The organism is Obesumbacterium proteus (genome assembly GCF_001586165.1).
GTDB lineage: Bacteria > Pseudomonadota > Gammaproteobacteria > Enterobacterales > Enterobacteriaceae > Hafnia > Hafnia protea.
In genome coordinates, this window is record NZ_CP014608.1 from 2,616,936 (window position 1) to 2,641,300 (window position 24,365).

General features: G+C 50.2%; 20 protein-coding genes, 6 tRNA genes and 1 other RNA gene. 11 read left to right on the top strand and 16 right to left on the bottom strand.

Annotated features, from left to right (window positions below; translation table 11 throughout):
- The first annotated feature begins 91 nt into the window (after positions 1-91).
- The 5 genes from DSM2777_RS12455 to cysM all read left to right on the top strand — a co-directional run bounded on the left by DSM2777_RS12455 (position 92) and on the right by cysM (position 4,905).
- A complete protein-coding gene (locus DSM2777_RS12455; protein ID WP_061554112.1) occupies positions 92-1,096 on the top strand; it encodes a sulfate ABC transporter substrate-binding protein in 1,005 nt (334 codons plus the stop codon).
- A complete protein-coding gene (gene cysT / locus DSM2777_RS12460) occupies positions 1,096-1,944 on the top strand; it encodes a sulfate/thiosulfate ABC transporter permease CysT (RefSeq protein ID WP_061554113.1) in 849 nt (282 codons plus the stop codon). Before DSM2777_RS12455 ends, cysT begins: the two co-directional genes overlap by 1 nt.
- Complete coding sequence (cysW, locus tag DSM2777_RS12465; RefSeq protein ID WP_046458125.1) at positions 1,937-2,815, top strand: sulfate/thiosulfate ABC transporter permease CysW; 879 nt, start codon at positions 1,937-1,939, stop codon at positions 2,813-2,815. Before cysT ends, cysW begins: the two co-directional genes overlap by 8 nt.
- Positions 2,812-3,906, top strand: coding sequence for a sulfate/thiosulfate ABC transporter ATP-binding protein CysA (cysA, locus tag DSM2777_RS12470; protein WP_025800766.1), 1,095 nt, complete (start codon positions 2,812-2,814; stop codon positions 3,904-3,906). Before cysW ends, cysA begins: the two co-directional genes overlap by 4 nt.
- 114 nt (positions 3,907-4,020) lie before the next feature.
- Positions 4,021-4,905, top strand: coding sequence for a cysteine synthase CysM (gene cysM, locus DSM2777_RS12475; RefSeq protein WP_061554114.1), 885 nt, complete (start codon positions 4,021-4,023; stop codon positions 4,903-4,905).
- A gap of 102 nt (positions 4,906-5,007) precedes the next feature.
- Here cysM and crr read toward each other — a convergent pair whose 3' ends face one another.
- The 5 genes from crr to cysZ form a co-directional block, all read right to left on the bottom strand.
- Positions 5,008-5,517, bottom strand: a complete 510-nt coding sequence (gene crr / locus DSM2777_RS12480; RefSeq protein WP_025800768.1) for a PTS glucose transporter subunit IIA — start codon at positions 5,515-5,517, stop codon at positions 5,008-5,010.
- 46 nt (positions 5,518-5,563) lie between these two features.
- Positions 5,564-7,291 (bottom strand): phosphoenolpyruvate-protein phosphotransferase PtsI, encoded by a 1,728-nt coding sequence (ptsI, locus tag DSM2777_RS12485; protein WP_061554115.1) that lies wholly within the window; start codon positions 7,289-7,291, stop codon positions 5,564-5,566.
- 50 nt (positions 7,292-7,341) lie between these two features.
- A complete protein-coding gene (gene ptsH / locus DSM2777_RS12490) occupies positions 7,342-7,599 on the bottom strand; it encodes a phosphocarrier protein Hpr (protein WP_005971891.1) in 258 nt (85 codons plus the stop codon).
- 386 nt (positions 7,600-7,985) lie between these two features.
- Positions 7,986-8,954, bottom strand: a complete 969-nt coding sequence (gene cysK, locus DSM2777_RS12495; protein WP_025800770.1) for a cysteine synthase A — start codon at positions 8,952-8,954, stop codon at positions 7,986-7,988.
- A gap of 190 nt (positions 8,955-9,144) precedes the next feature.
- Positions 9,145-9,930, bottom strand: coding sequence for a sulfate transporter CysZ (cysZ, locus tag DSM2777_RS12500; protein WP_025800771.1), 786 nt, complete (start codon positions 9,928-9,930; stop codon positions 9,145-9,147).
- 231 nt (positions 9,931-10,161) lie between these two features.
- On the opposite strand from cysZ, the gene zipA reads away from it, so the two are divergent.
- The 3 genes from zipA to DSM2777_RS12515 all read left to right on the top strand — a co-directional run bounded on the left by zipA (position 10,162) and on the right by DSM2777_RS12515 (position 13,605).
- A complete protein-coding gene (zipA, locus tag DSM2777_RS12505; protein WP_061554116.1) occupies positions 10,162-11,181 on the top strand; it encodes a cell division protein ZipA in 1,020 nt (339 codons plus the stop codon).
- 78 nt (positions 11,182-11,259) lie between these two features.
- Positions 11,260-13,296 carry an NAD-dependent DNA ligase LigA gene (gene ligA, locus DSM2777_RS12510; protein ID WP_061554117.1) on the top strand — a complete coding sequence of 679 codons (2,037 nt, stop codon included), beginning with the start codon at positions 11,260-11,262 and terminating at the stop codon, positions 13,294-13,296.
- Between the two features lie 87 nt (positions 13,297-13,383).
- Positions 13,384-13,605, top strand: coding sequence for a DUF3820 family protein (locus DSM2777_RS12515; RefSeq protein ID WP_025800774.1), 222 nt, complete (start codon positions 13,384-13,386; stop codon positions 13,603-13,605).
- A gap of 185 nt (positions 13,606-13,790) precedes the next feature.
- On the opposite strand, the gene DSM2777_RS12520 is transcribed toward DSM2777_RS12515, so the two are convergent.
- The 4 genes from DSM2777_RS12520 to pgaA are packed head-to-tail and all read right to left on the bottom strand — an operon-like array spanning position 13,791 to position 19,450.
- A complete protein-coding gene (locus DSM2777_RS12520; protein ID WP_046458120.1) occupies positions 13,791-14,195 on the bottom strand; it encodes a hypothetical protein in 405 nt (134 codons plus the stop codon).
- Positions 14,152-15,453 (bottom strand): poly-beta-1,6-N-acetyl-D-glucosamine synthase, encoded by a 1,302-nt coding sequence (gene pgaC / locus DSM2777_RS12525; RefSeq protein WP_061554118.1) that lies wholly within the window; start codon positions 15,451-15,453, stop codon positions 14,152-14,154. The genes DSM2777_RS12520 and pgaC overlap by 44 nt, the downstream gene beginning before the upstream one ends.
- Complete coding sequence (gene pgaB, locus DSM2777_RS12530; RefSeq protein ID WP_061554119.1) at positions 15,450-17,552, bottom strand: poly-beta-1,6-N-acetyl-D-glucosamine N-deacetylase PgaB; 2,103 nt, start codon at positions 17,550-17,552, stop codon at positions 15,450-15,452. The genes pgaC and pgaB overlap by 4 nt, the downstream gene beginning before the upstream one ends.
- Positions 17,549-19,450, bottom strand: coding sequence for a poly-beta-1,6 N-acetyl-D-glucosamine export porin PgaA (gene pgaA, locus DSM2777_RS12535; RefSeq protein ID WP_061554120.1), 1,902 nt, complete (start codon positions 19,448-19,450; stop codon positions 17,549-17,551). Before pgaA ends, pgaB begins: the two co-directional genes overlap by 4 nt.
- Before the next feature lie 499 nt (positions 19,451-19,949).
- Between pgaA and DSM2777_RS12540 the strand changes: the two genes are divergently transcribed.
- Together DSM2777_RS12540 and DSM2777_RS12545 are read left to right on the top strand one after the other, a co-directional pair.
- On the top strand, positions 19,950-20,666 hold the full coding sequence (locus DSM2777_RS12540) for a winged helix-turn-helix domain-containing protein (protein ID WP_061554121.1): 717 nt from the start codon (positions 19,950-19,952) through the stop codon (positions 20,664-20,666).
- Positions 20,667-20,962: 296 nt separating this feature from the next.
- A complete protein-coding gene (locus tag DSM2777_RS12545; protein WP_061554122.1) occupies positions 20,963-21,628 on the top strand; it encodes a hypothetical protein in 666 nt (221 codons plus the stop codon).
- A 154-nt stretch (positions 21,629-21,782) separates the two neighbouring features.
- Here DSM2777_RS12545 and DSM2777_RS12550 read toward each other — a convergent pair.
- From DSM2777_RS12550 to DSM2777_RS12580, 7 genes are all read right to left on the bottom strand, one after another.
- A non-coding RNA gene (locus DSM2777_RS12550) (RtT sRNA) lies at positions 21,783-21,906 on the bottom strand.
- Positions 21,907-21,954: 48 nt separating this feature from the next.
- A tRNA-Lys gene (locus DSM2777_RS12555) sits at positions 21,955-22,030 on the bottom strand.
- A gap of 7 nt (positions 22,031-22,037) precedes the next feature.
- Positions 22,038-22,113, bottom strand: a tRNA-Val gene (locus DSM2777_RS12560).
- A 69-nt stretch (positions 22,114-22,182) separates the two neighbouring features.
- Positions 22,183-22,258 (bottom strand) — tRNA-Val (locus DSM2777_RS12565).
- Positions 22,259-22,305: 47 nt separating this feature from the next.
- Positions 22,306-22,381 (bottom strand) — tRNA-Val (locus DSM2777_RS12570).
- 67 nt (positions 22,382-22,448) lie between these two features.
- Positions 22,449-22,524: transfer RNA gene (locus DSM2777_RS12575), tRNA-Val, on the bottom strand.
- Between the two features lie 55 nt (positions 22,525-22,579).
- Positions 22,580-22,655, bottom strand: a tRNA-Val gene (locus DSM2777_RS12580).
- A 274-nt stretch (positions 22,656-22,929) separates the two neighbouring features.
- Between DSM2777_RS12580 and gltX the strand changes: the two genes are divergently transcribed.
- The gene (gene gltX, locus DSM2777_RS12585) at positions 22,930-24,345 is read left to right on the top strand and encodes a glutamate--tRNA ligase (protein WP_025800781.1); all 1,416 of its coding nucleotides are present in this window, start codon (positions 22,930-22,932) and stop codon (positions 24,343-24,345) included.
- The last annotated feature ends 20 nt before the right edge of the window (positions 24,346-24,365 follow it).

Genomic DNA, 24,365 nt, shown 5'->3' on the forward strand with positions numbered 1-24,365 from the left:
ACCGTTACAGGTTAGCCTCTAGTTATAAATACACTAACAGTCATAAAGACGACATGCGTGGTCGTTTTCACAGACTGACTGAAGGTGAACGATGAAACTGAATAAGCTCAAAGGATGGACGCTGGCGACGTTGCTGATTTCTGGCGGAGCGTCGGCGGCTGAACTGCTGAATAGCTCTTATGACGTTTCACGCGAGCTGTTTACCGCACTTAACCCGGCCTTTGAAACCCAATGGCAGAAAGAGGGAAACCCAGCTCTGACCATCAAGCAGTCTCATGCGGGTTCGTCTAAACAGGCTCTGGCTATCTTGCAGGGGTTGCGTGCGGATGTTGTGACCTACAATCAGGTGACCGACGTGCAGATCCTGCACGATCGCGGCAATCTGATCCCCGCAGACTGGCAGGCTCGCCTACCGAATAACAGCTCACCGTTCTATTCCACCATGGCGTTCTTAGTGCGTAAGGGAAACCCGAAGCAGATCCATGATTGGAACGATCTGGTACGCAGCGATGTGAAGCTGATCTTCCCTAATCCAAAAACCTCGGGCAACGGGCGTTATACCTATCTTGCTGCATGGGGCGCGGCGAATTTAAGCGATGGTGGCGATCAGGCCAAAAGCCGCGAGTGGATGAAACGCTTTCTTGGCAACGTAGAAGTTTTTGATACCGGCGGCCGTGGTGCCACGACGACGTTTGTGGAACGTAATTTGGGCGACGTGCTGATTAGCTTTGAATCGGAAGTGAAAAACATTCAAAAACAGTACGGTGACGCGGGCTATGAGGTGATCGTTCCTCCGGTCGATATTCTGGCTGAATTCCCTGTTGCATGGGTGGATAAAAACGTTGAGCGCAACGGCACCGAAAAAGCCGCCAAGGCTTATTTGAACTACCTCTATTCGCCAGAGGCACAAAAAATTATCACCAGCTTTAACTACCGTGTGTATGACAAACAGGCGATGGCCGCGACCAAAGGGCAGTTCCCTGAAACCAAGCTGTTCCGCGTTGAAGATCAGTTTGGTAGCTGGCCGAAGGTGATGCAAACGCACTTCGCCACCGGCGGTGAGCTTGATCAACTGTTAGCAGAAGGGCACCGGTAATGTTGTTGTCTCGCGCTGCACCTAAAAGGGTTTTGCCCGGCTTTACCCTGAGTCTGGGCAGTAGCCTGCTGTATACCTGTTTGATTTTGCTGTTGCCGTTAAGCGCGCTGGTCATGCAGCTCGCGCAGATGACGTGGCAGCAGTATTGGGAGGTGATCACCAACCCGCAGGTGGTGGCCGCCTATAAGGTGACGTTGCTGGCGGCGGGCGTTGCCAGCATATTCAACGCGATATTTGGCATGCTGATGGCATGGATCCTAACGCGCTATGAGTTTCCTGGCAAAACTTTGCTGGATGGGCTGATGGATCTGCCGTTTGCTTTGCCAACGGCGGTCGCGGGCTTAACGCTGGCGGGGCTGTTTTCGACGACCGGTTGGTATGGGCAATGGCTGGCGATGATAGATATCAAAGTCGCTTTCACATGGTTAGGTATTGCCGTCGCGATGGCGTTTACCAGCATTCCGTTTGTAGTTCGTACCGTGCAGCCGGTGCTGGAAGAACTCGGCCCTGAGTATGAAGAGGCCGCGCAGACGCTAGGCGCTTCACGTTGGCAGAGCTTTCGTAAAGTGGTGTTTCCCGAAGTTGCCCCTGCGCTGTTAGCGGGAACCGCGCTGTCGTTCACCCGTAGCCTCGGTGAGTTTGGCGCGGTGATTTTTATCGCGGGCAATATCGCATGGAAGACGGAAGTGACGTCGCTGATGATTTTTATCCGTCTGCAAGAATTTGATTATCCAGCGGCGAGTGCGATTGCCTCGGTGATCTTGGCGGCATCGTTGCTGCTGCTGTTTAGCATTAACACGTTGCAAAGCCGCTTCGGCAAACGTATTGGGGGGGGCACTAATGGCTGACTTATCTGCATGGCAAGGCAACAGCCAACAACTGCGCCCCAAGGTCGACTGGCTGAAATGGTTTTTGATCGGCAGCGGCGTGCTGCTTTCGGTGCTGCTGTTGCTGGTGCCGATGATTTCGATCTTCGCTTTGGCATTTTCTGAAGGCGCTGGCGTGGTGTGGAAGAACCTCAGCGATCCCGACATGCTGCATGCGATTTGGCTCACGGTGCTGGTGGCGTTGATTACGGTTCCGGTCAATCTGGTATTTGGTACGTTGTTGGCATGGCTGTGCACGCGCTTTGTGTTCCCCGGTCGCCAGTTGCTGCTAACGCTGATTGATATTCCTTTTGCGGTTTCGCCGGTGGTGGCGGGGCTGCTCTATTTACTGTTTTACGGTTCGAACGGCCCACTAGGTGGATGGTTGGATGCGCATGACATTCAACTGATGTTCTCGTGGCCGGGCATGGTGTTAGTCACGGTATTTGTGACCTGTCCGTTTGTGGTTCGCGAGCTGGTTCCGGTGATGATGAGCCAAGGGAGCCACGAAGATGAAGCGGCGGTGCTGCTGGGCGCTTCTGGCTGGCAGATGTTTCGTCGCGTGACGCTGCCGAATATCCGTTGGGCGCTGTTATATGGCGTGGTGCTGACAAATGCGCGTGCGATTGGTGAATTTGGTGCGGTATCGGTGGTTTCCGGTTCGATACGTGGTGAAACTTACACGCTGCCGCTACAGGTTGAATTGCTGCATCAGGATTACAACACCGCCGGGGCGTTTACCGCCGCCGCGCTGTTAACGCTGATGGCGATTGTAACGTTGTTCTTGAAAAATATGCTGCAATGGCGCTTGAACCGGCAGGTGGTTCACGCTGCGCGGGAGGACGTGAAATGAGCATTGAAATTAAACAGGTCAACAAATACTTTGGCCGCACCAAAGTTCTGAACGACATTTCTCTGACCATTCCGTCTGGCCAGATGGTGGCGCTGCTTGGCCCATCCGGATCGGGTAAAACCACGCTGTTGCGAATTATTGCCGGTTTAGAAGGGCAGAGCGGCGGTCAGCTGAGCTTTAACGGTAATGACGTGAGTCGCCTGCATGCGCGCGATCGCCGCGTGGGTTTTGTCTTCCAGCATTACGCTCTGTTTCGTCATATGAGCGTGTTCGATAACGTGGCCTTTGGCTTAACGGTGCTGCCGCGTCGCGAGCGTCCATCAACGGCGGCGATTAAACAGAAAGTGGAACAGTTGTTGGAAATGGTTCAGCTTGCCCATCTGGCCGATCGTTTTCCTTCCCAGCTCTCTGGTGGACAAAAACAGCGCGTTGCTCTGGCACGTGCGTTAGCCGTTGAGCCTGAAATTTTGTTGTTGGATGAACCTTTTGGCGCGCTGGATGCACAGGTGCGCAAAGAGCTGCGCCGCTGGTTACGCCAGTTACATGAAGAACTGAAATTCACCAGCGTGTTCGTGACTCACGATCAGGAAGAGGCCATGGAAGTGGCGGATCAGATTGTGGTGATGAGCCAAGGGAATATCGAGCAGATTGGCTCGCCTGACGACGTGTGGCGCGAACCTGCCAGCCGATTTGTGCTGGAGTTCTTGGGCGAAGTGAACAAAGTCGGTGGCGAAATTCGTGGCTCGCAGATTTACATCGGTGAACATCACTGGCCTTTGGCATTCTCGCCGTTGCACCAAGGCAAAGTCGATATGTTCCTGCGTCCGTGGGAAATGGAGGTCAGCTTACAGGCTAATGCGCGCTGTCCGTTGCCCGTTCAGGTCTTGGAAGTGAGCCCACGCGGACACTATTGGCAGCTCACCGTGCAGCCGCAGGGCTGGCATCCTGAACCCATCAGCGTGGTGATGCTGGAAGGTAATGGTACACAGGCCCCTAAACGCGGCGGCCGATATTTTGTGGGTGGTCTGAATGCGCGCTTGTATGCGGGTGATACGCCCTTGCAGCCGGTAGCGCTGGCTAAAAGTGCTTAGATCCTTTCCCCGTCCTTTTCTTTGAGGCCGGGGATGTAGATTGCGCCTCTTCATCATCTCCGCTTTTGCATTACACTAAACTTCTCATCTTTTTGTCTAAATAGGTAACCGCTCGTGAGTTCTCTGGAATCTTGTATTGGAAACACGCCTTTAGTGCAGTTGCAGCGCATGGCTGCGGGTACGGGGAGTGAGGTCTGGGTCAAACTGGAAGGGAATAATCCGGCTGGCTCGGTTAAGGATCGCGCAGCGCTGTCGATGATTCAGCAGGCTGAACTGCGTGGCGAGATTAAACCAGGCGATACCCTGATTGAGGCAACCAGCGGTAATACCGGCATTGCATTAGCGATGATCGCAGCGCTGAAAGGTTACCGCATGAAATTGCTGATGCCGGAAAATATGAGCCAAGAGCGTCAAGCTTCCATGCGAGCATACGGTGCCGAGCTGATTTTAGTTAGCCGTGAGCAGGGCATTGAGGGCGCTCGCGACCTCGCGCAGCAAATGGCCGACCGTGGTGAAGGGATGATCCTCGATCAGTTTAATAATGCGGATAACCCGCTGGCACATTTCACTACCACCGGGCCTGAGATTTGGCAACAGACGCAGGGCGAGGTGACGCATTTTGTGTCGAGTATGGGCACCACGGGCACGATTACCGGTGTTGGCCGTTTCCTAAAGCAGCAGAGCGATGCGGTGAAGATCGTCGGTTTACAGCCCTCTGAAGGCTCAAGTATTCCGGGGATCCGTCGTTGGCCGCAGGAATATCTGCCGGGAATTTATCGCCCAGAACTGGTGGATGAAGTGATGGATATGTCACAACAGCTGGCAGAAGAAACCATGAAGCGCTTGGCGCGTGAAGAAGGGCTGTTTTGCGGTGTGAGTTCGGGCGGTGCTGTTGCTGGAGCGTTGCGCGTAGCGCAGGAAAATCCGGGGAGCAAAGTGGTGGCGATTATTTGCGACCGAGGCGACCGCTATTTATCGACCGGCGTGTTCAACGAATGAGATTCGTTGAGTACTCGTATCGCTTGCTGGAGAGAGTGAAATTTCCGCGAGCAGCCAATAAAAAACGGAGCCTTAGGCTCCGTTTTTTCATGCTAAATCACATTATTTTTTAATGCGAATAACTGGGGTTTCGCCAACAACGACGGTACCAGAAAGCTTAGTCAGCTCTTTGATTTCGTCCATGTTAGAGATAACAACCGGAGTCAGGGTAGACTTGGCTTTTTCTTCCAGCAGCGCCAGATCGAACTCGATCACAACGTCGCCTTTCTTAACACGTTGGCCTTCTTCAGCGATGCGTTTGAAGCCTTCGCCTTTCAGTTCAACGGTGTCGATACCAAAGTGAACAAACAGCTCAATGCCGCTATCTGACTCGATTGAGAATGCATGGTTTGTTTCAAAGATTTTGCCAATGGTTCCATCAACGGGAGCAACCATTTTGTTGCCTGTTGGTTTGATAGCGATGCCATCACCAACGATCTTCTCTGCAAATACAACGTCCGGCACATCTTCAATGTTGACAATTTCACCAGACAACGGAGCAAAAATTTCAATGCTGCTCGTGTCTTTCTTGTCGTCTGAAACCAGAGATTTCAGTTTATCAAACAAACCCATGATCTTCTCCTAAGCAAGTAATGTTGGGCGGCGCCCAGCGCATGAATTAGCAGATAGTTTTTTCTTCAATGAACTTGTTAACCACGTTCATTAAATCTTCTGCTGTTGGCTGGTCCAGAGCTTCATCTGCCAGTGCCTTCACATCTTCAAAATTCGAATTACGAATGATTTTTTTGATGCGAGGGATAGAGATAGAACTCATGCTGAACTCATCCAGCCCCATGCCCAAAAGAAGCAGTGTAGCACGTTCATCACCAGCAAGCTCGCCGCACATACCGGTCCACTTACCTTCCGCGTGAGACGCGTCGATGACCTGTTTGATTAGGGTCAACACTGACGGAGACATAGGGTTGTAGAGATGAGAAATCAGCTCGTTTCCGCGATCTACCGCTAGAGTATACTGGGTTAAGTCATTTGTCCCAATACTAAAGAAGTCAACTTCCTTCGCTAAATGACGTGCGATGGTTGCAGCTGCTGGAGTTTCAACCATAACGCCGACTTCAATGGTTTCGTCGAAGGCTTTACCTTCTTCGCGCAGCTGGGTTTTCAGCATTTCTAACTCAGCTTTCAGCTCACGCACTTCTTCAACGGAAATAACCATTGGGAACATGATACGCAGCTTGCCGAATGCAGAAGCACGCAGGATAGCGCGCAGCTGAGCATGCAGGATCTCTTTACGATCTAAACAGATACGAATTGCACGCCAGCCCAGGAATGGGTTTTCTTCTTTTGGCAGGTCCATGTACGGCAGGTCTTTGTCGCCGCCGATGTCCATCGTACGCACGATGACCGCCTGAGAACCCATACCTTCAGCCACAGCTTTATAAGCTTGGAACTGTTCTTCTTCTGTTGGGAACGCATCGCGATCCATGAACAGGAATTCAGTACGGTATAAACCAACGCCTTCAGCGCCGTTACGTTCAGCACCGGCGATATCACGCACGGTACCGATGTTGGCACAGACTTCAACCTGATGTCCGTCCAGCGTGATAGCTGGCAGATCTTTCAGTTTCACCAGTTCGTTCTTTTCAGACACGTACTGGTTCTGTACCGCTTTCAATTCTTCAACGATTTCTGCCGTCGGGTTGACGTAGATTTTGTTGTTAACGGCGTCGAGGATCAGGAAATCGCCGTTTTTGATTTGTTTGGTCACGTCAGAGGTGCCCACAATCGCTGGCAGTTCCAGTGAACGCGCCATGATAGAGGTGTGGGAAGTACGGCCGCCCAGATCGGTGATGAAGCCGAGAACCTTGTTCAGGTTCAGCTGTGCGGTTTCTGACGGAGTCAGGTCGGTGGCAACCAGAATAACTTCGTCCTGGATTGCGCTTAAATCAACGATGGTCATGCCGAGAATGTTCATCAGCAGACGTTTACCGATATCACGCACGTCAGCCGCACGCTCTTTCAGGTATTCGTCGTCCAGCTCTTCCAGAGCCTTCGCTTGACCTTCGACAACTTCGTGAGCCGCAGCGTCCGCGGTCATTTTGCTGTCTTTAATGAGGGCTATGATTTCCTGCTCAAGCTCTTCGTCTTCCAACAACATGATGTGGCCTTCGAAGATGGCGGCTTTCTCTTCGCCAAAGGTCTCGCTTGCTTTCACTCTGATGGCTTCAAGCTGTACAGATGCTTTATCACGACCAGATTTAAAACGAGCGATCTCCTGCTCCACTTCTTCAGCAGCGATTTTTTTCCGGTTGATGATAATCTCATCTTCTTTCAGTAAGAGTGCCTTACCAAAAGCAATGCCCGGCGATACTAAGATACCTGAAATCATAACCCTACCTTACTGTTGACTGGTTAAACTAAACGGATTGGACTTGAGGATTACTCAAGTTCTGCCATCAGTTTTACCAAATGTTCAACGGCTTTCTGCTCATCTTCACCTTCAGCGGCGATAGTCACTACGGTGCCTTGGGTCAGACCCAGAGTCTGCAGTTTAAACAGGCTCTTAGCGCTTGCGCTTTTACCGTTAGAGGTCACAGTGATTTCAGAAGTGAAGCCTTTTGCTTCTTTAACGAACTGAGCAGCAGGGCGGGTGTGCAGACCATTCGGAGCGGTAATCGTAACTTCTTGCTGGAACATAGGTTTCCCCAACTATTTTTGAATTAATGTTGTGGGGCTAAAGTTTAGCTTAAATACTGAACTTTAGCCTGTTTTCAGTTAGCGCCTAACTCGTGGAGCAGTAGCAGCCTGAGCGTTGTAGAAAATGTGTTCAAGATAGAAACTATCGTGAATACGTTCTCTGATAACTTCCGTATTATGCCGCTATCGTGATGCTCAGGACAAATCAGTAAATCGATTCAGCCGACTTGATGCAACACTCCGCTTTATTTCGCGCTTCAAAATAATTGCTTGGTTAAATACTAGACCCGGGCAGGAAAAGCAAGTTTGGGCAGGTGAAAACTTTGAACTGCGCCACAAAAAAGCACCCATTTGGGTGCTTTTTTAGCATGATTAGAACATCAGCATCACTGTTGCAATTCTTGTTCTGTGAACAGATCTGCGAACAATGCCGTGCTTAAATAGCGTTCACCCGAGGAAGGCAGAATAACCACAATTGTTTTGTCAGTAAAGTCTGGATCGTTAGCAAGTTTTTCGGCTGCAACAACTGCCGCTCCCGAAGATATTCCGGCCAAGATGCCTTCTTCTTCCATCAGACGGCGAGCCATCGCAATCGCTTCGTCGTTGCCAACCAGCGCTACGCGGTCAACCAGATTTAAATCGAGGTTTTCAGGAATGAAGCCAGCGCCGATGCCTTGGATTTTATGCGGGCCTGGTTTGATTTCTTCTCCGGCCAGCGCCTGAGTGATAACCGGTGAGCTTTCAGGTTCAACGGCAACGGTGATGACTTTTTTGCCTTTGGTGTTTTTCAGGTAACGGCTGGTGCCGGTTAGAGTACCGCCGGTACCGACGCCAGAAATCAGCACGTCGACTTGACCATCGGTGTCTTCCCAAATCTCTGGGCCGGTGGTTTTTTCATGAATTTCTGGGTTAGCAGGGTTGCTAAACTGCTGGAGCAGAACGAAACGTTTTGGATCGCTCGCCACAATTTCTTCGGCTTTGGCAATGGCGCCTTTCATGCCTTTGGCGCCTTCGGTCAGTACCAGATTCGCGCCCAAGGCCTTGAGGAGTTTACGGCGTTCAAGGCTCATGGTTTCTGGCATGGTGAGCGTCAGCTTGTAACCACGCGCGGCGGCCACAAAGGCCAATGCAATACCGGTGTTACCGCTGGTAGGTTCAACCAGTTCAATGCCCGGTTTTAAAATGCCGCGTTTTTCGGCATCCCAGATCATATTGGCGCCGATGCGGTCTTTAACGCTAAAACTTGGGTTACGAGATTCCACTTTCGCCAAAATACGACCATTGCCGATACGATTCAGACGAACAAGCGGCGAATGACCGATTGTCAGGGAGTTGTCTTCAAAAATCTTGCTCATAGCACGTCCTTTAACTCTATGAAATACAGGGAACATTAATTGAGCATACGCGAATACAACCCGTTGGGAAGTAAAGAAATCATATATGCTTATTTCAATATGCGATTAGGTTTCACGAAGCTGAAGTTTAGCTGAGACAAGAATAGAGCAGAGCAGCCGGAGCTGCTCTTGGAGGAAGTAAGGGCGGTGGTTATGGCTGGATGCGTGAATATTCTGCGCGGTAACGATCAACCCACATGGCAGTCGCGCCACAGACGGCAACCGGCATGATCACCAAGTTTAAAATCGGGATCATGGTAAACAGGCTGGTCAATGCGCCAAACTGTAGGTTATCGACTTTATTGCGGCGCAGGGCGTCGCGCATGTCTGGGAAACTCACCTTGTGGTTATCAAACGGGTAATCGCAGTACTGAATAGACATCATCCATGCGCTGAACAGGAACCACAGCACAGGCGCAACGGTTTGGCCTACGCCCGGAATAAAATACAAAATCAGCAAGACGATGGCTCGCGGCAGATAGTAGGCCAGCTTTTTCCATTCACGCGCCATAATTCTCGGCACGTCTTTGACCACGCTCCAAATGCCCGTATCCGGCAGTGGTTTACCGGTTAATACGCCTTCTAACTGTTCAGCCAGCAGGCCGTTAAACGGCGCGGCTATCCAGTTGGCTATGGTGCTGAATAAATAACTGAAGACCAAAACGATCGAAATAACGGCCAGCGGCCAGAGTAAATAGCTAAGCCACTGTAGCCAGTCAGGAACGTGACTCATCAAACTTGGGATCCAAGCACCTAGCTGAGTGAACAGCCACCAGAACGCTAAGCCCATTAAAACGATGTTCACCAGCAATGGCATGACCACATAACGTTTTATTCCCGGCAGACGAACTAAACGCCAACCTTCAGAAAAGTAGTGAACGCCATTGGTTTTTGTTGGGATATTTCTTTCATTTGACCCGGTAGGGGTATTTTTCATAACTGCTCTTTTAGCTGTGTTAGTTATAATAAAAAAAATCTCAGCTATCATAACTATGAGTTAAATCGCTTTCCAGTTCAGAATCGACCGAAAAATCAGCAAAAAAGTGCGAAAAGTCATCTTTCTTAAGGTAAATTTCAGTCCAGACTTGCACTTGTACCAACAGCCAAATAGAGTTATGCGTTAAGGGTTTGCCATTATGGCAATAGTATTAAAACAACAGAGATTGCGATGATGCAGGATTTGCGTCTGATATTAATTGTTGTTGGTGCGGTCGCCATTATAGCGTTGTTACTGCACGGCTTGTGGACCAGTCGTAAAGAACGTTCTTCGCTATTTCGCGATCGTCCAGCAAAAAAAACAAAGAAACAGCGTGACGAACAGCCTCTGGCTGATCTAGATGAAGGCGTGGGCGAAGTTCGGGTGCAGCGTTCTAGCAACCCGGTACAGAAACCTGTTGAGCCCGCATTTGGTCAGTTCAGTGCGTCACAGGATGAACGTCCGGATCCACTGGATACGGCTCGTGCACCTTCACGCCCTGTAGCGCAACCAAGCTCTGTCGTTCCAGAACAGCGTGAACATAGCGATCCGTTATTGGGTGATGCCTTGTTCGGTGACGACGACGAAGATGATTATCGTCGTCCGAGTAAGCCGGTTCGTCATTCTCAGCCCGCCGAGCCTGTTATTCAGCCGAAGCAGCAGCCAGCGCATTACGCTGAAGAAGAGAATGAGCCTGAAGCTCCTCACGTAACATCGTCTTATGATGATGAATACGAGGAAGAAGCGCCGCAGGCAGTACCTGAGGTTGCGCCTGAGCCTGAGAAAATCACCGAAACTGTGTTAGTGCTGCATGTTGCTGCGCATCACGGCAGCGTGATTGGCGGTGAAGTACTACTGCAAAGCGTGTTGCAGTCTGGCTTCCAGTTCGGTGCGATGAATATTTTCCATCGTCATCTGAACCCAGCGGGCAGTGGCCCAGTGCTATTTAGCATGGCGAATATGGTGAAGCCGGGTAACTTCGATCCTGACAATATGTCTGATTTCACTACGCCGGGGATCTCCTTCTTTATGATGGTGCCTTCTTATGGCGATGCGAATCAGAACTTTAAGCTGATGCTGCAATCTGCTCAGCGAATCGCTGATGATGTCGGTGGTGTGGTGCTGGATGATGAGCGCCGTATGATGACGCCACAGAAGCTAGAAATTTACAAAGCGCGTATCCGTGAAGTTTTGGATAACACCGCGAAATAGCGCAACGGCGATAGAATCGAATAAAATGAAACCCCCGTATATCGGGGGTTTTTTATCATTAATCAATCATGGTGGATTATGACCTCAACGACTGGACCCCAACTCCAACAACAACTCGAACAGCTTAGAGCCGCGTTGCGCCATCATGAGTATCAGTATCACGTACTTGATGCCCCTGAAGTTCCAGACGCCGAATACGATCGCTTAATGCGCGAACTGCGTGCGCTGGAAGAGCAACATCCTGAACTTATCACGCCAGACTCGCCGACTCAGCGCGTGGGGGCGGCTCCGCTCTCGGCGTTTAGTCAGGTTCGCCATGAAGTGCCGATGCTTTCTTTGGATAACGTCTTTGACGATGAGAGTTATTTGGCCTTCGATAAGCGTGTCCACGACCGTTTAAAAACCGCAGAGCCGTTAACTTTTTGCTGTGAGCTTAAACTGGATGGTTTAGCCGTTAGCCTCCTGTATGAAGATGGCGTATTGGTTCGCGGGGCGACTCGCGGTGATGGTACGACCGGCGAAGATATTACGGCTAACGTAAAAACGATCCGCGCGATCCCGCTGCGTTTGCAGGGCGATAATATTCCACGTCGCGTTGAAGTACGCGGCGAAGTATTTATGCCGCTCGCCGGTTTTGAAGCCATGAACGAAGAAGCGCGCCGTAAAGACGGCAAAGTTTTTGCCAACCCGCGTAACGCCGCAGCGGGCTCGCTGCGTCAGCTTGATCCTCGCATCACTGCTAAACGTCCGCTGACGTTCTTCTGCTACGGCGTGGGACTGATGGACGGCGGTGAGTTGCCAGCTAGCCATTATGGGCGTTTGCAGCAGTTTAAAGCGTGGGGATTACCGGTTAGCGATCGCGTGAAACTGTGCACCGGCAGTGAAGAGGTTTTGAAATTTTATCGTCAGGTTGAGCAGGATCGACCCACGCTCGGTTTTGATATCGATGGCGTGGTGATTAAAGTTGATAGCATCGCGACTCAAGAACAGCTTGGCTTTGTGGCGCGTGCACCTCGCTGGGCAACGGCGTTTAAATTCCCTGCGCAAGAGCAGATGACTAAGGTAAACGGCGTTGAGTTTCAGGTTGGGCGCACAGGGGCAATTACCCCTGTGGCACGTTTAGAACCGGTGCTGGTCGCCGGTGTTATCGTGAGTAATGCGACGCTGCATAACGCCGATGAAATCGATCGTCTGGGTCTGCGCATCGGCGATACCGTGATTGTGCGTCGCGCCGGTGACGTTATTCCGCAGGTGGTGGGCGTGGTGGAAGCGGAACGTCCTGAGAATGCGCAGGAGATCGTGTTCCCGCTGCACTGTCCGGTCTGTGGTTCCGACGTTGAGCGTGTGGAAGGCGAAGCCGTGGCGCGCTGTACCGGTGGATTAATCTGTGGTGCGCAGCGTAAAGAGTCGCTTAAGCATTTCGTTTCCCGTCGTGCAATGGACGTTGACGGCATGGGCGATAAGATCATCGAACAACTGGTCGAAAAAGAGTATGTGAAAACGCCAGCCGATCTTTATCGCCTGAGCGCCGGTATTTTAACTGGGCTTGATCGCATGGGGCCGAAGTCGGCGACGAACTTGGTCAATGCGTTAGACAAGTCTAAAGAAACTACTCTGGCTCGATTCCTGTATGCGCTGGGGATTCGTGAAGTAGGTGAGGCGACCGCGGCGAATCTGGCTGCGCACTTTGGCTCATTGGACGCTTTGCGCGAGGCCGACGTTGAGGCGTTGAAGGCTGTGCAGGACGTGGGGGAAGTGGTGGCGAAACATGTGCGCCATTTCCTGAGCGAAGAGCATAACCAGAAAGTGATCGAGGAACTCATCAGCCCAGAAATTGGTATTCACTGGCCTGCGCCGCAGGTGGTGGTAGCTGAAGAGATCGATAGTCCGTTTGCTGGTAAAACCGTGGTTCTGACTGGATCGCTAAGCTTGATGCCGCGTGATGAAGCGAAAGATCGTCTTGCGGCGTTGGGTGCCAAAGTCAGCGGCAGCGTTTCTAAGAAAACCGATATGGTTATCGCGGGCGAAGCCGCAGGCTCTAAGTTGGCGAAGGCACAGGAGTTGGGTATTCCGGTGATTGATGAAGCCGAGATGATCCGTCTGCTAGGGCTGTAATGCGTATTCGCTGCGATAACGCTTAATGACAAAAACGCGATCGGCTCCTCCCAATCGGGGGGGAGCTAGATGACAGGCAGAAATGTAATGGAAAAAGAAAACCTGATTGAAATTGCCAATATGGTGATGCCGTTTGGCAAGTACAAAGGTCGCGTGTTGATTGATTTACCGGAAGAGTATCTTTTGTGGTTCGCCCGCAAGGATGAGTTCCCGCAGGGAAAACTGGGTGAGCTGATGCAGATCACCCTCGCCATCAAAATTGAGGGTCTTGAAGGCTTAGTTAAGCCTCTCAAGCGTCAACGTAGTTAACGCAGCGCAGCGGCGATAAGGGCAGTAAAATACTGTAATGCGTTTGTTTAAGAGATCGAGATACACGGGTCTACCACACCGCGGGGCGCTCCGGCGACTAACGCCGCTACGACCCCATCGGTGTGCTCCTCCTAAAATCGAGCTTAAGTAAATTGTATTAAGTAAAATACTGCCCTTATGCTTATTTACTGCGGCTGAATATGCGTGATGTTGCCCGCTTCGTCATGGATCACTTTGACAATTCGGTGTGCCTGCTCGGGATGGGTTTCCGCCATGCGTTGATGCAGTTCATGCTTACGCATTAGCATCAATACCCGCCATAGATAACGCAGCGCAAACCATAGCGCCAGAATGATCCCCATCGATATGATGATCAGGCTGTAATCGCCCAGCCGATTAAGATTGCTTAACAAGTCATGGCTGTTGAGCATGTAGCGATAAAGGAAAAAGACAATCGCTAACCATACCCCGATAATCAATAACGGTTGCCCGAAACCAAACCAAATGTAGAGCAGCAGGCGCTGACGCTTATTCACCGTAGAGGCGTTAAGGAAGCTTTTTGCTGATATTTCGATGATCGGATTTTCCATGTTGAATACCCCTGTCAGGACTAACCCATACCGCTCGTGCGCCTTGTCGGCGAAGCAATACGGACGGAACGGCAACCAGACTGGTTACCACGTTGATTAACCAAAACATCAATGGATACCAAATCGTCCAGAGATAGCATTTCATAATCCCTCGGTCATAGCGTCGGTCGATAAGACAACTGACTAATAGCTGCAATAGACAGGTCACACCGAGCACCATGCCATTCCAGACCGGAACGACCGAGATTTGCCACTTGATGGGTAGCGGGAAAAAGAAATCGGCAAACATCAATACAAAAGCAAAGGCCATGCAGTAGGCCCAAAAAATACTCACCACGTATTCGCAAAACAGAGGCAGCATCATGCGGTTGCGCGGAGTGAACATGGCGGGAAAATATTTAAATACGGTTTGTACTCCGCCTTTGGACCAGCGCAGCCGTTGACGATAAAGCCCAACCAATGTTTCCGGCGTTAATATCCACGTCAGTGCGCGCGGTTCGTAGCGTATTTCCCAGCCGTGAGTCTGTAGCTTCCAACTGATATCAATGTCTTCGGTTAGCATATCGACGCTCCAATAACCCACTTCCTCGAGCGCGCTTTTACGAAATAGGGCGATAACGCCGGATACGGTAAATAGCCGCCCAAAAACCTGCTGACAGCGTTTGATAAGTCCCACCGTGGAAGAGAATTCCCCCACCTGCATGCGCCCAAGTAACGAAGTGCGATTGCGGATGCGTGGATTTCCGGTAACCGCGGCCATGTGTGGGTTATCAATAAAATGGCTGACCAAAAAATGCAGCGCGTTAGGATCCAGAAGTGCGTCACCGTCCATGCAGAGAATAAAATCGCCGGTGGCTAACTGTGCCGCGGTATTTAAACCCACGGCTTTGCCTTGGTTTTTATCCTGATGAATGGCCATTAAGCTGGGATATTGCTCAACCAGTTCATTAAGGATTTCGCCGGTGCGATCGTGGCTGCCGTCGTTAACGGCGAGCACTTCATAGTTGGGGTAATTCAGGTTTTGCAGATGGGCGATCACTTCGCGCACGTTAGGCTCTTCGTTATAGCAGGGCACGATAATGGAAATGCGCGGTGTTTCTGCCTGCGTGAAATCAGGGTGGGTGAAATCATCATGGCGTTCGTAGACGACAAAATAGATCAACCCTCCGAGCATCCATAGCCAAGCCATAAAGAACGGGTAGTAGAAGACAAAACCAAACAGCAGCGTTGGAATATCTGTGCTTAAGAAGTGGTTCATGGTTGATTGCTCCACTGCTTATGTTTGTCGCGCACCATGCGGCTATCGCATTGAGGTAACGGTTTTCGCTCGATAACGTTGCTCTGCGCCGACATCAGTGGGCGGATCACTTCGGTATCAGGCTGGTTGTTGATGAAGTCGTCTGGGTAATAGCCCAAATGGCGGGCACCGAGCGCCCGCAGCAACGTCAGTTGATGTAGCAAAACGTCGTTGCTGACGGGGCGCTTTTTCTCCCAATCGTAGCTTTGGAGTTCAAAAACGGTTTTTTGAATGCCTAATGGCTGCGCGGCCACCTTTTCATACAGCTCGGTGAGCCAACGATCGGGCATAGTGGCCGATTCCATAAAGGGCATCGCCATCAGCGCGGTGTAATCATAGTTTGCCAAGAATTTGGGCGGGCTTTGTGCGTACCACTGCTCGGCCTGTGGATCCATGACGGGCTGGGCGTAGAGATTGCGCGCGGTCATTTGCGTCGCAGAGGCAAACTGATTTTTCTGCACTTCAGCGGCCAACTGGTGGGTGAAGTTAATGAGGAAATCGATTTTTTTGTCTGTCCACGCGCGTAATAGCGCAGGATTGGAGCGAATTTTGTTCACATCAGCTGGCAATCCCCACGCTTGATATTGTGCTAAGGCGGCAGGGCGAGTGTCCTCGTCGTCGCTCAGCGCGGCATCATCATGAAATAGAACGCCCTGAAACGGTGTGTAGCGGGAAAGATCGTGATAGAGCTGAGTGATAGCCGCCCGAACATCGGGTTCAAATGGGCTGAGGCGAGTGTAGGGAAACGTGCTGGGCTGCGTACCGCTGTGGGTTGAAGTGATCCACTTATTCGCCGCCGGATTATCCTTCGGCAGAGCGATGCTAAGTACCGGCATCCAGGCGAATACGTTCACGCCGGTGCGAGTTTGTAATTGCCATGAGACGCGGCTGAATAGGTCAGCGCGCATCTGTAATACGCTGTTGGGAAAATAAACTTCTTTGACGAGACCGCTGCCGTCGGGATCGGCAAAGGCCTGCAAGTAAATCGTGGTTGGGGAAAGATCTTTGATGCGATCTAACAGGCAAGATAAATTCTGGTCCTGCTGCTGAGGATCGGCGTCATAAACATAATCCAAATCGACCTGAACCACGCGTTCAACGGGATAGATGTCGCCGTTGTAGTTGGCTGGCGCTCTGAGTTCCTGCTTGAGCACGCTGGTCGTGGTGTCGTAGCCGATCAGGATGCGAGTAATTTTTGAAAGCGGCTGTGAGGATGGATTTGAGCCGGAATCCAACGTCAGCATGATAGGCATGCCAAGCTGACGGGCAATTTCCTGCACCGGCTGATGGTATGCGCCATAAGGCCACACCATAATTCGCGGTGCATGGCCGGTATATTGCTGAATGAGCCTCGCGCTATGGGCTAAATCCGCTTTAACTCTGGTTTGATATTCAGCTTCGGTTTCATAGCGTTTTTTATCTGCCAAATACTGTAATGTCGTTGCCGCAGGGAACTCACTGCCCTGTGGGTTAGCGGCTATTCCACGGTGTAAATTGTGAGTATGAGACGCAAATTCGACTAAGCCTGAACGCTGCATTTCGGCTACTTCATTCCAATTCAGGAAATAATCACCGGGCAACTCCACCGTGGAGCTAATTTTGATTTTTTCTTTAGCGGGATGATTGACCCAATCGGTGATCAGCGCCTGCACAGCCGGGTAGCCGTAGGCTTTGAGTAGAGGGAAAACACGGGTATAGAAACTGCGATATCCGTCATCGAAGCTTAACAGCACCGAACGCGGCGGCAGCTTTTTGCCGCCTTGGCGCGCAGCAATGATTTGATCGACGGAGACCATGTGGTAGTCATTTTCCTTCAGCCAAGCGAACAGCGAGGCCAGCGTTTTGGTATCAATGGCGGTGGCATCAGGATAGGTGGCGAAGCTGGCACGCAGATCGTCGCGCACGTCGTGGAAAGCCAATACGCGAAAAGTAAGACCATCGTCGGGATCGGCAGGAGGCTGAATATCAATAGCCGGTAACGGCTGCCCGGCAGCGAATGCCCCTTGAAGCAACAGTAGGCTCAAAGTAAAAATTAAGATTGAACGAAAAGTAGACGTCATAGCGGGCTTCCTAAGGGCAAAGTCAGTGACAGATAAAAAAGAGTCCGGTTTTCGCGTGATTCATCGTAGCGATGGCTATTCAGTCCAATACCGTAAATTAATTCTGAATGGGCACTTAGCGCCCATTGGTGCTCGAATCTCAGCTCAGTAAATAGGCTTGAGCCAAAATGGCGCTGCTGGTATTCACCTGCGGTGAGATAGGTTCGCTGGGTAAAGTGACGCCGCGCTGATTGCCATGGTGTCCACTGATGTAGCAGGGTTACGCCTGCCGAATAGTCGCGCTCAGGGCTGAAATACTCCGCGTCAGGCAAGCTATTGCTGCTGGTGGAAAGCGATAGTGTGCCCTCTAACTGCTGGCGTGGGCGTGTCCATAACAGCTTAGTGGTTGAGGCTTCCCATGTTTGGCTAAGGTTTCCATCGCTCAGCCGCTGGTTTTGATAGGCCAGTTCTGCGGAGGCGGTGCTATCGGTTTGATAGCGCAGCGCGACGTTCGTCTGCTTCGCGCTGATGCCGCTGTCATAGGCTTTCCAAGCAAGCTCGTTGCTGCTGTTATCGTAGCCTAGGTCGAACTGCCAATGGTCGGATGGAAGATAGCTAACCTGCGTTGCTAGGCCTGTTTTCGCCGCGTTGCCATTGCTGCGGTTAATTTCCATCGAACCGAGCCATTCAGTGGCACGAAAATCGACGCCAGCGCCGTTACGTATCCGCCTTGCTGTGCCTTCTTCAGTTTTGCCCTGACCGGTGAATTGATGCGCGAAGAGCCGCCAATTCTGTTGAATCGGTGAGGAGTAAAGGTAGCTATCGATTTGCCAATCATAGTCGCTGAGCGTGCCGTTGCCGCGCCCGCCGCTGGCGTCGGTGGTGAAATAAGGCAGTTGCTGATAGCGATAATTATCCACGAATTGTGCAATAGAATTGTCGTCTTCAAACCCTTGAGAGACTTGCTGGTAGATCTCTTGGCTAAGGGCAAAATCCCGTCGGGCAAGCGACGCTTCGGCAAGACCCGCGCGAGCCTCAAGGCTGTCTGGTGTTTGATTTAAGGCAATTCGGTAGGTCTGTGCAGAACGCGTGGGCAAATCACGCAGCAAATAAGCCTGAGCCTGAGTGGTGAGCAGGTCATCATTCATCGGTGCCGTATGGACCAATGCGTCTATTTGCCGCTGACCCAGCGTGACATTTCCACTGTACAGGGTGTACTGCGCACGCATCTTTTTTACCGTGGCGTAATCCTGATTCACCAACCCTGGTGCGGCGCTGAGCCTAACCCACTGTGGGGTATCGGGTTCTAATTTTGCCAGCAAGGCTTCGGCTTGCTCATAGCGCCCGCAGTCTAAAAGAGCATAGAACAGCATTTCCTGCGTGGGGATCGGTTCAATCTCTCCCGGCGCAGCATGAGCTAGCGCATATTCATAGCTGGCTACGGCGTTTTCTGGCCGCTCTAGCTGCATAAATGCGTCGCCTCGAGCTGCACTCACATAGGCGGGAAGGGGGGCGAGTTGTTCGAGTTGATGAGCGCGGAGAATCGCGTTTTTCGCGTCACCTGTTGCGCTAAGTGTGACAATTTGATCGCCAAGGACCTGTTGTTGCACGCGATTGACGCTGTTTGATTGCCCAAACGTGGCCAAAAATCGTTGCTCTTCGACTAATGCTTTATTTAATGGCGCGAGACGCAAGACGCCGTTATCGCTTCGGCTTTCATCCATGCCCCAGCGTAGTAAAAGGCTAAGTCGATGTTGAGCAATCGTGGCTGCTTGCAATCCATGCATTTGAGACTGGGCCATGGACATCTTTTCCCAAGCAAGAGTAGGCGCGCCTAATGACATCAGTGTATCTGCCGATATTTCTTCCGTATCGGCCGTACACAGGGAAGGCGATAATATGAGATAGACTGCAAACATCGTGTATTCCCAACGAGGTTTTAAATAAATCACAAACGACACCTTTTCGGTTGTTACTTGATTACGGTGCGATGGAGGCAGAAATAAAGTAAGCACTTCATCATTAAGCTATTTATAGATAAATAAAATCTTAGGTAAATGAATTGGGTAAGTAACAAAAATGCTCATTTAGGAATATTCTCTAAACTTTATCTGTAGCTATTTGTTCTATAACGAGGGAATGGGTGTAATGATTCCATGCAATGAATTAATAGTAGAGTGAAAAAAAGTATAATCATGTGATGTTAATGTTTCGCAGCCATTTGCTCTCTTGTTATAAAACGTTATCTGCGTAAAATAATAACGGTAATCTGAATGCTTTAATGAGAATGGTCAGCGATGTGGTTTTATTTTTATATGGTGTCTTCAATAAAATAATCACAAAATTTCCTTCATCAGAAATAGGAATTATCTTGCATGTATAGATATTGAAAATGCGAGGAGTTTTCGGGAGCTTTATATGGCACAAGGGAAAATAACCATCAGTACGATAACGCACAAAATTGTTACCGTTGATGGCGAGGAACACACATTACGTAGCAAAGAATATCAGATGCTATGTCTGCTTTTAGAACGTGCGCCGTTATGTGTAACGCGGCGTGAAATCATTTCACATGTGTGGAGTGGGACGTACAGCGCAGATGCGACGATCAACCAAACAATGAAATCGATACGGCGCAAGTTAGGAGATAAAGATTTTACACTGATACAGACTATACCTAGGATGGGGTACCAAATAGAGCATCCCGAGCTCTTTTCTTTAGAACCGGCCGTTAATCATGAACCGATAATTCAAGATGATAGCCGTGAAGAACAGCAATTAAACACACAATCTCACTTTGAAAGTAAACGGGAGAACGTGCAAAATATTCTGCCGGTTATTAATGAAAATCAAAGAGTAAAACGCTGGGGAATGATGGTGGTAATAGGCATAATCTGTTTTATATGCGGTGTGCTTTGGCATGGAGTGGCAACTTCATTTCCTTTACTGACGAAAATCCAAGAGCGTGATGAAATGTCTAATTCATTAATCACCACTGTGGCATCGGGCAAAGATAGTATGCTGCTCTATGATAATTATAGATTTGTTTGTAGGTATTCATGGCATGATGAATCACAATTTGCTTTAGTCTGTACTAAGATTGAATTACCCGAAAGTAATACATCGTCAAGGTAGTTGTTATTATAAAAAGTGATGTGGTTTGTTTATTTCTTTGCAATAAGATTCATCCCAATACATGTGAAATTACACTTTTTAAAATAGATGAAAACTTCTATTTCAATTTCCTTGGATGAAATTAAATTTAATGATAGTGAATATGATTAAAGTTATGACCACATTTGCCGTATATGTATATAAAGCAGCGCGATGGTTGTTGTAGAATCGTCTCGGGAGACTTCTTCGAGGTCTAAACAAACCATAGAAAAGCTCAACGTAGAGAGTTTCAACGTAGAAAAGCTCAAGCAGGCATAATGAATATACCTCCGGTGAATGCACGATCTGACGCCTTACCAACTCCACGGGGAGAGAAACTCTCCGCGGAAATGCTGGCGGTTAAAATCGATCAGCTTCTCAATTTGCTTGAGCGCAAAGATATATCGCCTCAGCAACGAGAGACGCTGATTCGAACATTAACGGCGCTACAGCAGGAACGCACGCTGCTCAGCCAGCTTGCTTCTGGGGCAAAAAATACGGCACCTGCGGCTCAGGTGCAAAATGCGCGTCCTGACGTGGCAACGGCTGCGCGGGCGGCGACCGTATTGCAGAGCAATCAGCCGGTTGTGATTGGTGATACGGCCAAAGCATTGATGAGTAAAAGTGAAATCCAACATGCGATACAGGTCAATCAAGTCTTGGATAAAGCATTAGGGAATTTGGCTCCAGCGTCTCAAACCTCGGATGTGGTACGTTCTCCCTTGGAAAACTATTTGGCCGTGGCTGCGCAAAATCCTGTCGTGAATGTGAAGCCGGACGAGACAGATAACAAAATAACCTCCGTTATCGATCCTAAGCCGTTGTTTGGCATTATCCCGCAAGAATGGTTGCCTACGGGAATGCGCACGCCTGCGCGCTCTTCAGGCTGGGTTATGTTTGCGGGAATTCTCGTTTTGTTGGGTGTGATGGTTTGGATCTGGTGATATGAAACTGTGAAACGAAGAGTTTAGGGAGGATGGAGAGGGGATAAGTCTCTTCGTTCGACTCGAACCTGCGGCAGGTTCTCATCCCACACGAATTTTATGCGGAGTATAAAAACCAAAAAACGCCTCTCGGCGCTTATTGTTTTATCTGAAATGGTGGGTCGTGCGGGATTACTCGGCTTTGCCTCGCCCTTCGGGCCGTTGCTTACGCAACGTTGTCTCACTTCGTTCGACTCGAACCTGCGGCAGGTTCTCATCCCACACGAATTTTATGTGGAGTACAAAAACAAAAAAACGCCTCTCGGCGCTTATTGTTTTATCTGAAATGGTGGGTCGTGCGGGATTCGAACCTGCGACCAATTGATTAAAAGTCAACTGCTCTACCAACTGAGCTAACGACCCGCAGAAGTGGTGGGTGATGACGGGATCGAACCGCCGACCCCCTCCTTGTAAGGGAGGTGCTCTCCCAGCTGAGCTAATCACCCACTTCTGAACTACTATTTTCTGCGCTACTTCAGATACTCATTGTCAATTCGGTACCAGCTGGTTAGAAGTGGTGGGTGATGACGGGATCGAACCGCCGACCCCCTCCTTGTAAGGGAGGTGCTCTCCCAGCTGAGCTAATCACCCACTTCTAAATACCGAATTTCACGACAGCCCAATTGACTCTTAAAGAGTGGTGGGTGATGACGGGATCGAACCGCCGACCCCCTCCTTGTAAGGGAGGTGCTCTCCCAGCTGAGCTAATCACCCAATCGGAAATCTGTCGTTTTACTGCTGTACATCAATCACTTCAGGCTCACTGGTCACTCTAAATGAGTGGTGGGTGATGACGGGATCGAACCGCCGACCCCCTCCTTGTAAGGGAGGTGCTCTCCCAGCTGAGCTAATCACCCAGTCTGAAACCTGTCGTTACTCATGTACTTCACACTGCGGGAACACTCTAAAGAGTGGTGGGTGATGACGGGATCGAACCGCCGACCCCCTCCTTGTAAGGGAGGTGCTCTCCCAGCTGAGCTAATCACCCCCGCTGTATGGAGTCGCATTATAGGGAGCGCCCGAAAATGGTCAACGCTTTTTTCAAGAAAAAATGCTGTTCGTTGGAAAAATAGTCAAGATGTCTTATACATAGACAGCAATGAGAACTTTTTAAGCACATTTTGCAATAAGCCTTCGAACTATAGACGTAACGGCGTTGAGGAATCGGGGCGTAATGGTAGAATGCTGCCTACTTATTAGTAATAGAAAGCAGGCCACATTCCTATAATGTGGGTCATTGCGTAATAAAGGCCACGTTTCACATGAAAATCAAAACCCGTTTTGCACCTAGCCCAACTGGCTACCTGCACGTAGGTGGTGCGCGTACCGCACTTTATTCTTGGTTGTTCGCCCGCCACGCCGGCGGTGAATTTGTTCTTCGTATTGAAGATACCGATCTTGAGCGTTCAACTCAGGAAGCGATCGACGCCATCATGGATGGTATGAACTGGCTGAATCTCGATTGGGATGAGGGTCCGTACTACCAGACCAAACGTTTTGATCGTTATAACCATGTGATCGATCAGATGTTAGAGCAGGGCACTGCCTATAAGTGCTACTGCTCCAAAGAACGTCTGGAAGAGCTGCGTGAAACGCAAATGGCTAACGGTGAGAAGCCTCGCTACGATGGCCGTTGCCGTCATAGCCACGAACATCACGCCGACGACGAGCCGCACGTTGTGCGTTTCCTGAACCCTCAGGAAGGCTCCGTTATCTTTGACGATAAAATCCGTGGCCCAATTGAATTCAGCAACCAAGAACTGGACGATCTGATTATCCGTCGTACCGATGGTTCTCCGACCTATAACTTCTGTGTTGTTATCGATGACTGGGATATGGAAATTACCCACGTTATCCGTGGTGAAGACCATATCAATAACACACCGCGTCAGATCAACATTCTGAAAGCGCTGGGTGCTCCAGTTCCTGAATACGCACACGTATCTATGATTCTGGGTGATGACGGTAAAAAACTGTCTAAGCGCCACGGTGCGGTCGGTGTGATGCAGTATCGCGACGATGGCTACTTGCCAGAAGCGTTGCTGAACTATTTGGTTCGTTTGGGCTGGTCTCACGGCGACCAAGAAATCTTCAGCATTGATGAGATGAAAGAGTTCTTCACACTTGATGACATCAGCAAATCAGCAAGTGCGTTCAACACTGAAAAACTACAGTGGTTGAACCATCACTACATCAACACGATGGCGCCAGAGTACGTGGCTATTCATCTGGCATGGCATATCCATGAAGCGGGTTATGAAACGCGCAATGGTCCACAGCTGGTTGAAATTGTTAAGTTGCTGGCTGAGCGCTGTAAAACTCTGAAAGAAATGGCCGCTCAGGCGCGTTACTTCTACGAAGATTTTGCAGAGTTTGATGCTGATGCGGCGAAAAAACACCTGCGTCCTGTCGCGCGTCAGCCGTTAGAGCTGGTACGTTCTAAGCTGGCGGCAATTACTGACTGGACCGCTGAAAATATTCACCATGCTATCCAAGGCACCGCGGATGAGCTGGAAGTGGGTATGGGCAAAGTGGGTATGCCACTGCGTGTGGCTGTCACAGGCGCAGGCCAGTCACCTGGCGTGGATGTTACCGTACATGCGATTGGTCAGCAGCGTTCGCTGAAGCGTATTGACATGGCTCTGGCATTTATTGCCGAGCGTGAAGCGCAGCAATAAGCTTATTGGCTTATGTTTAT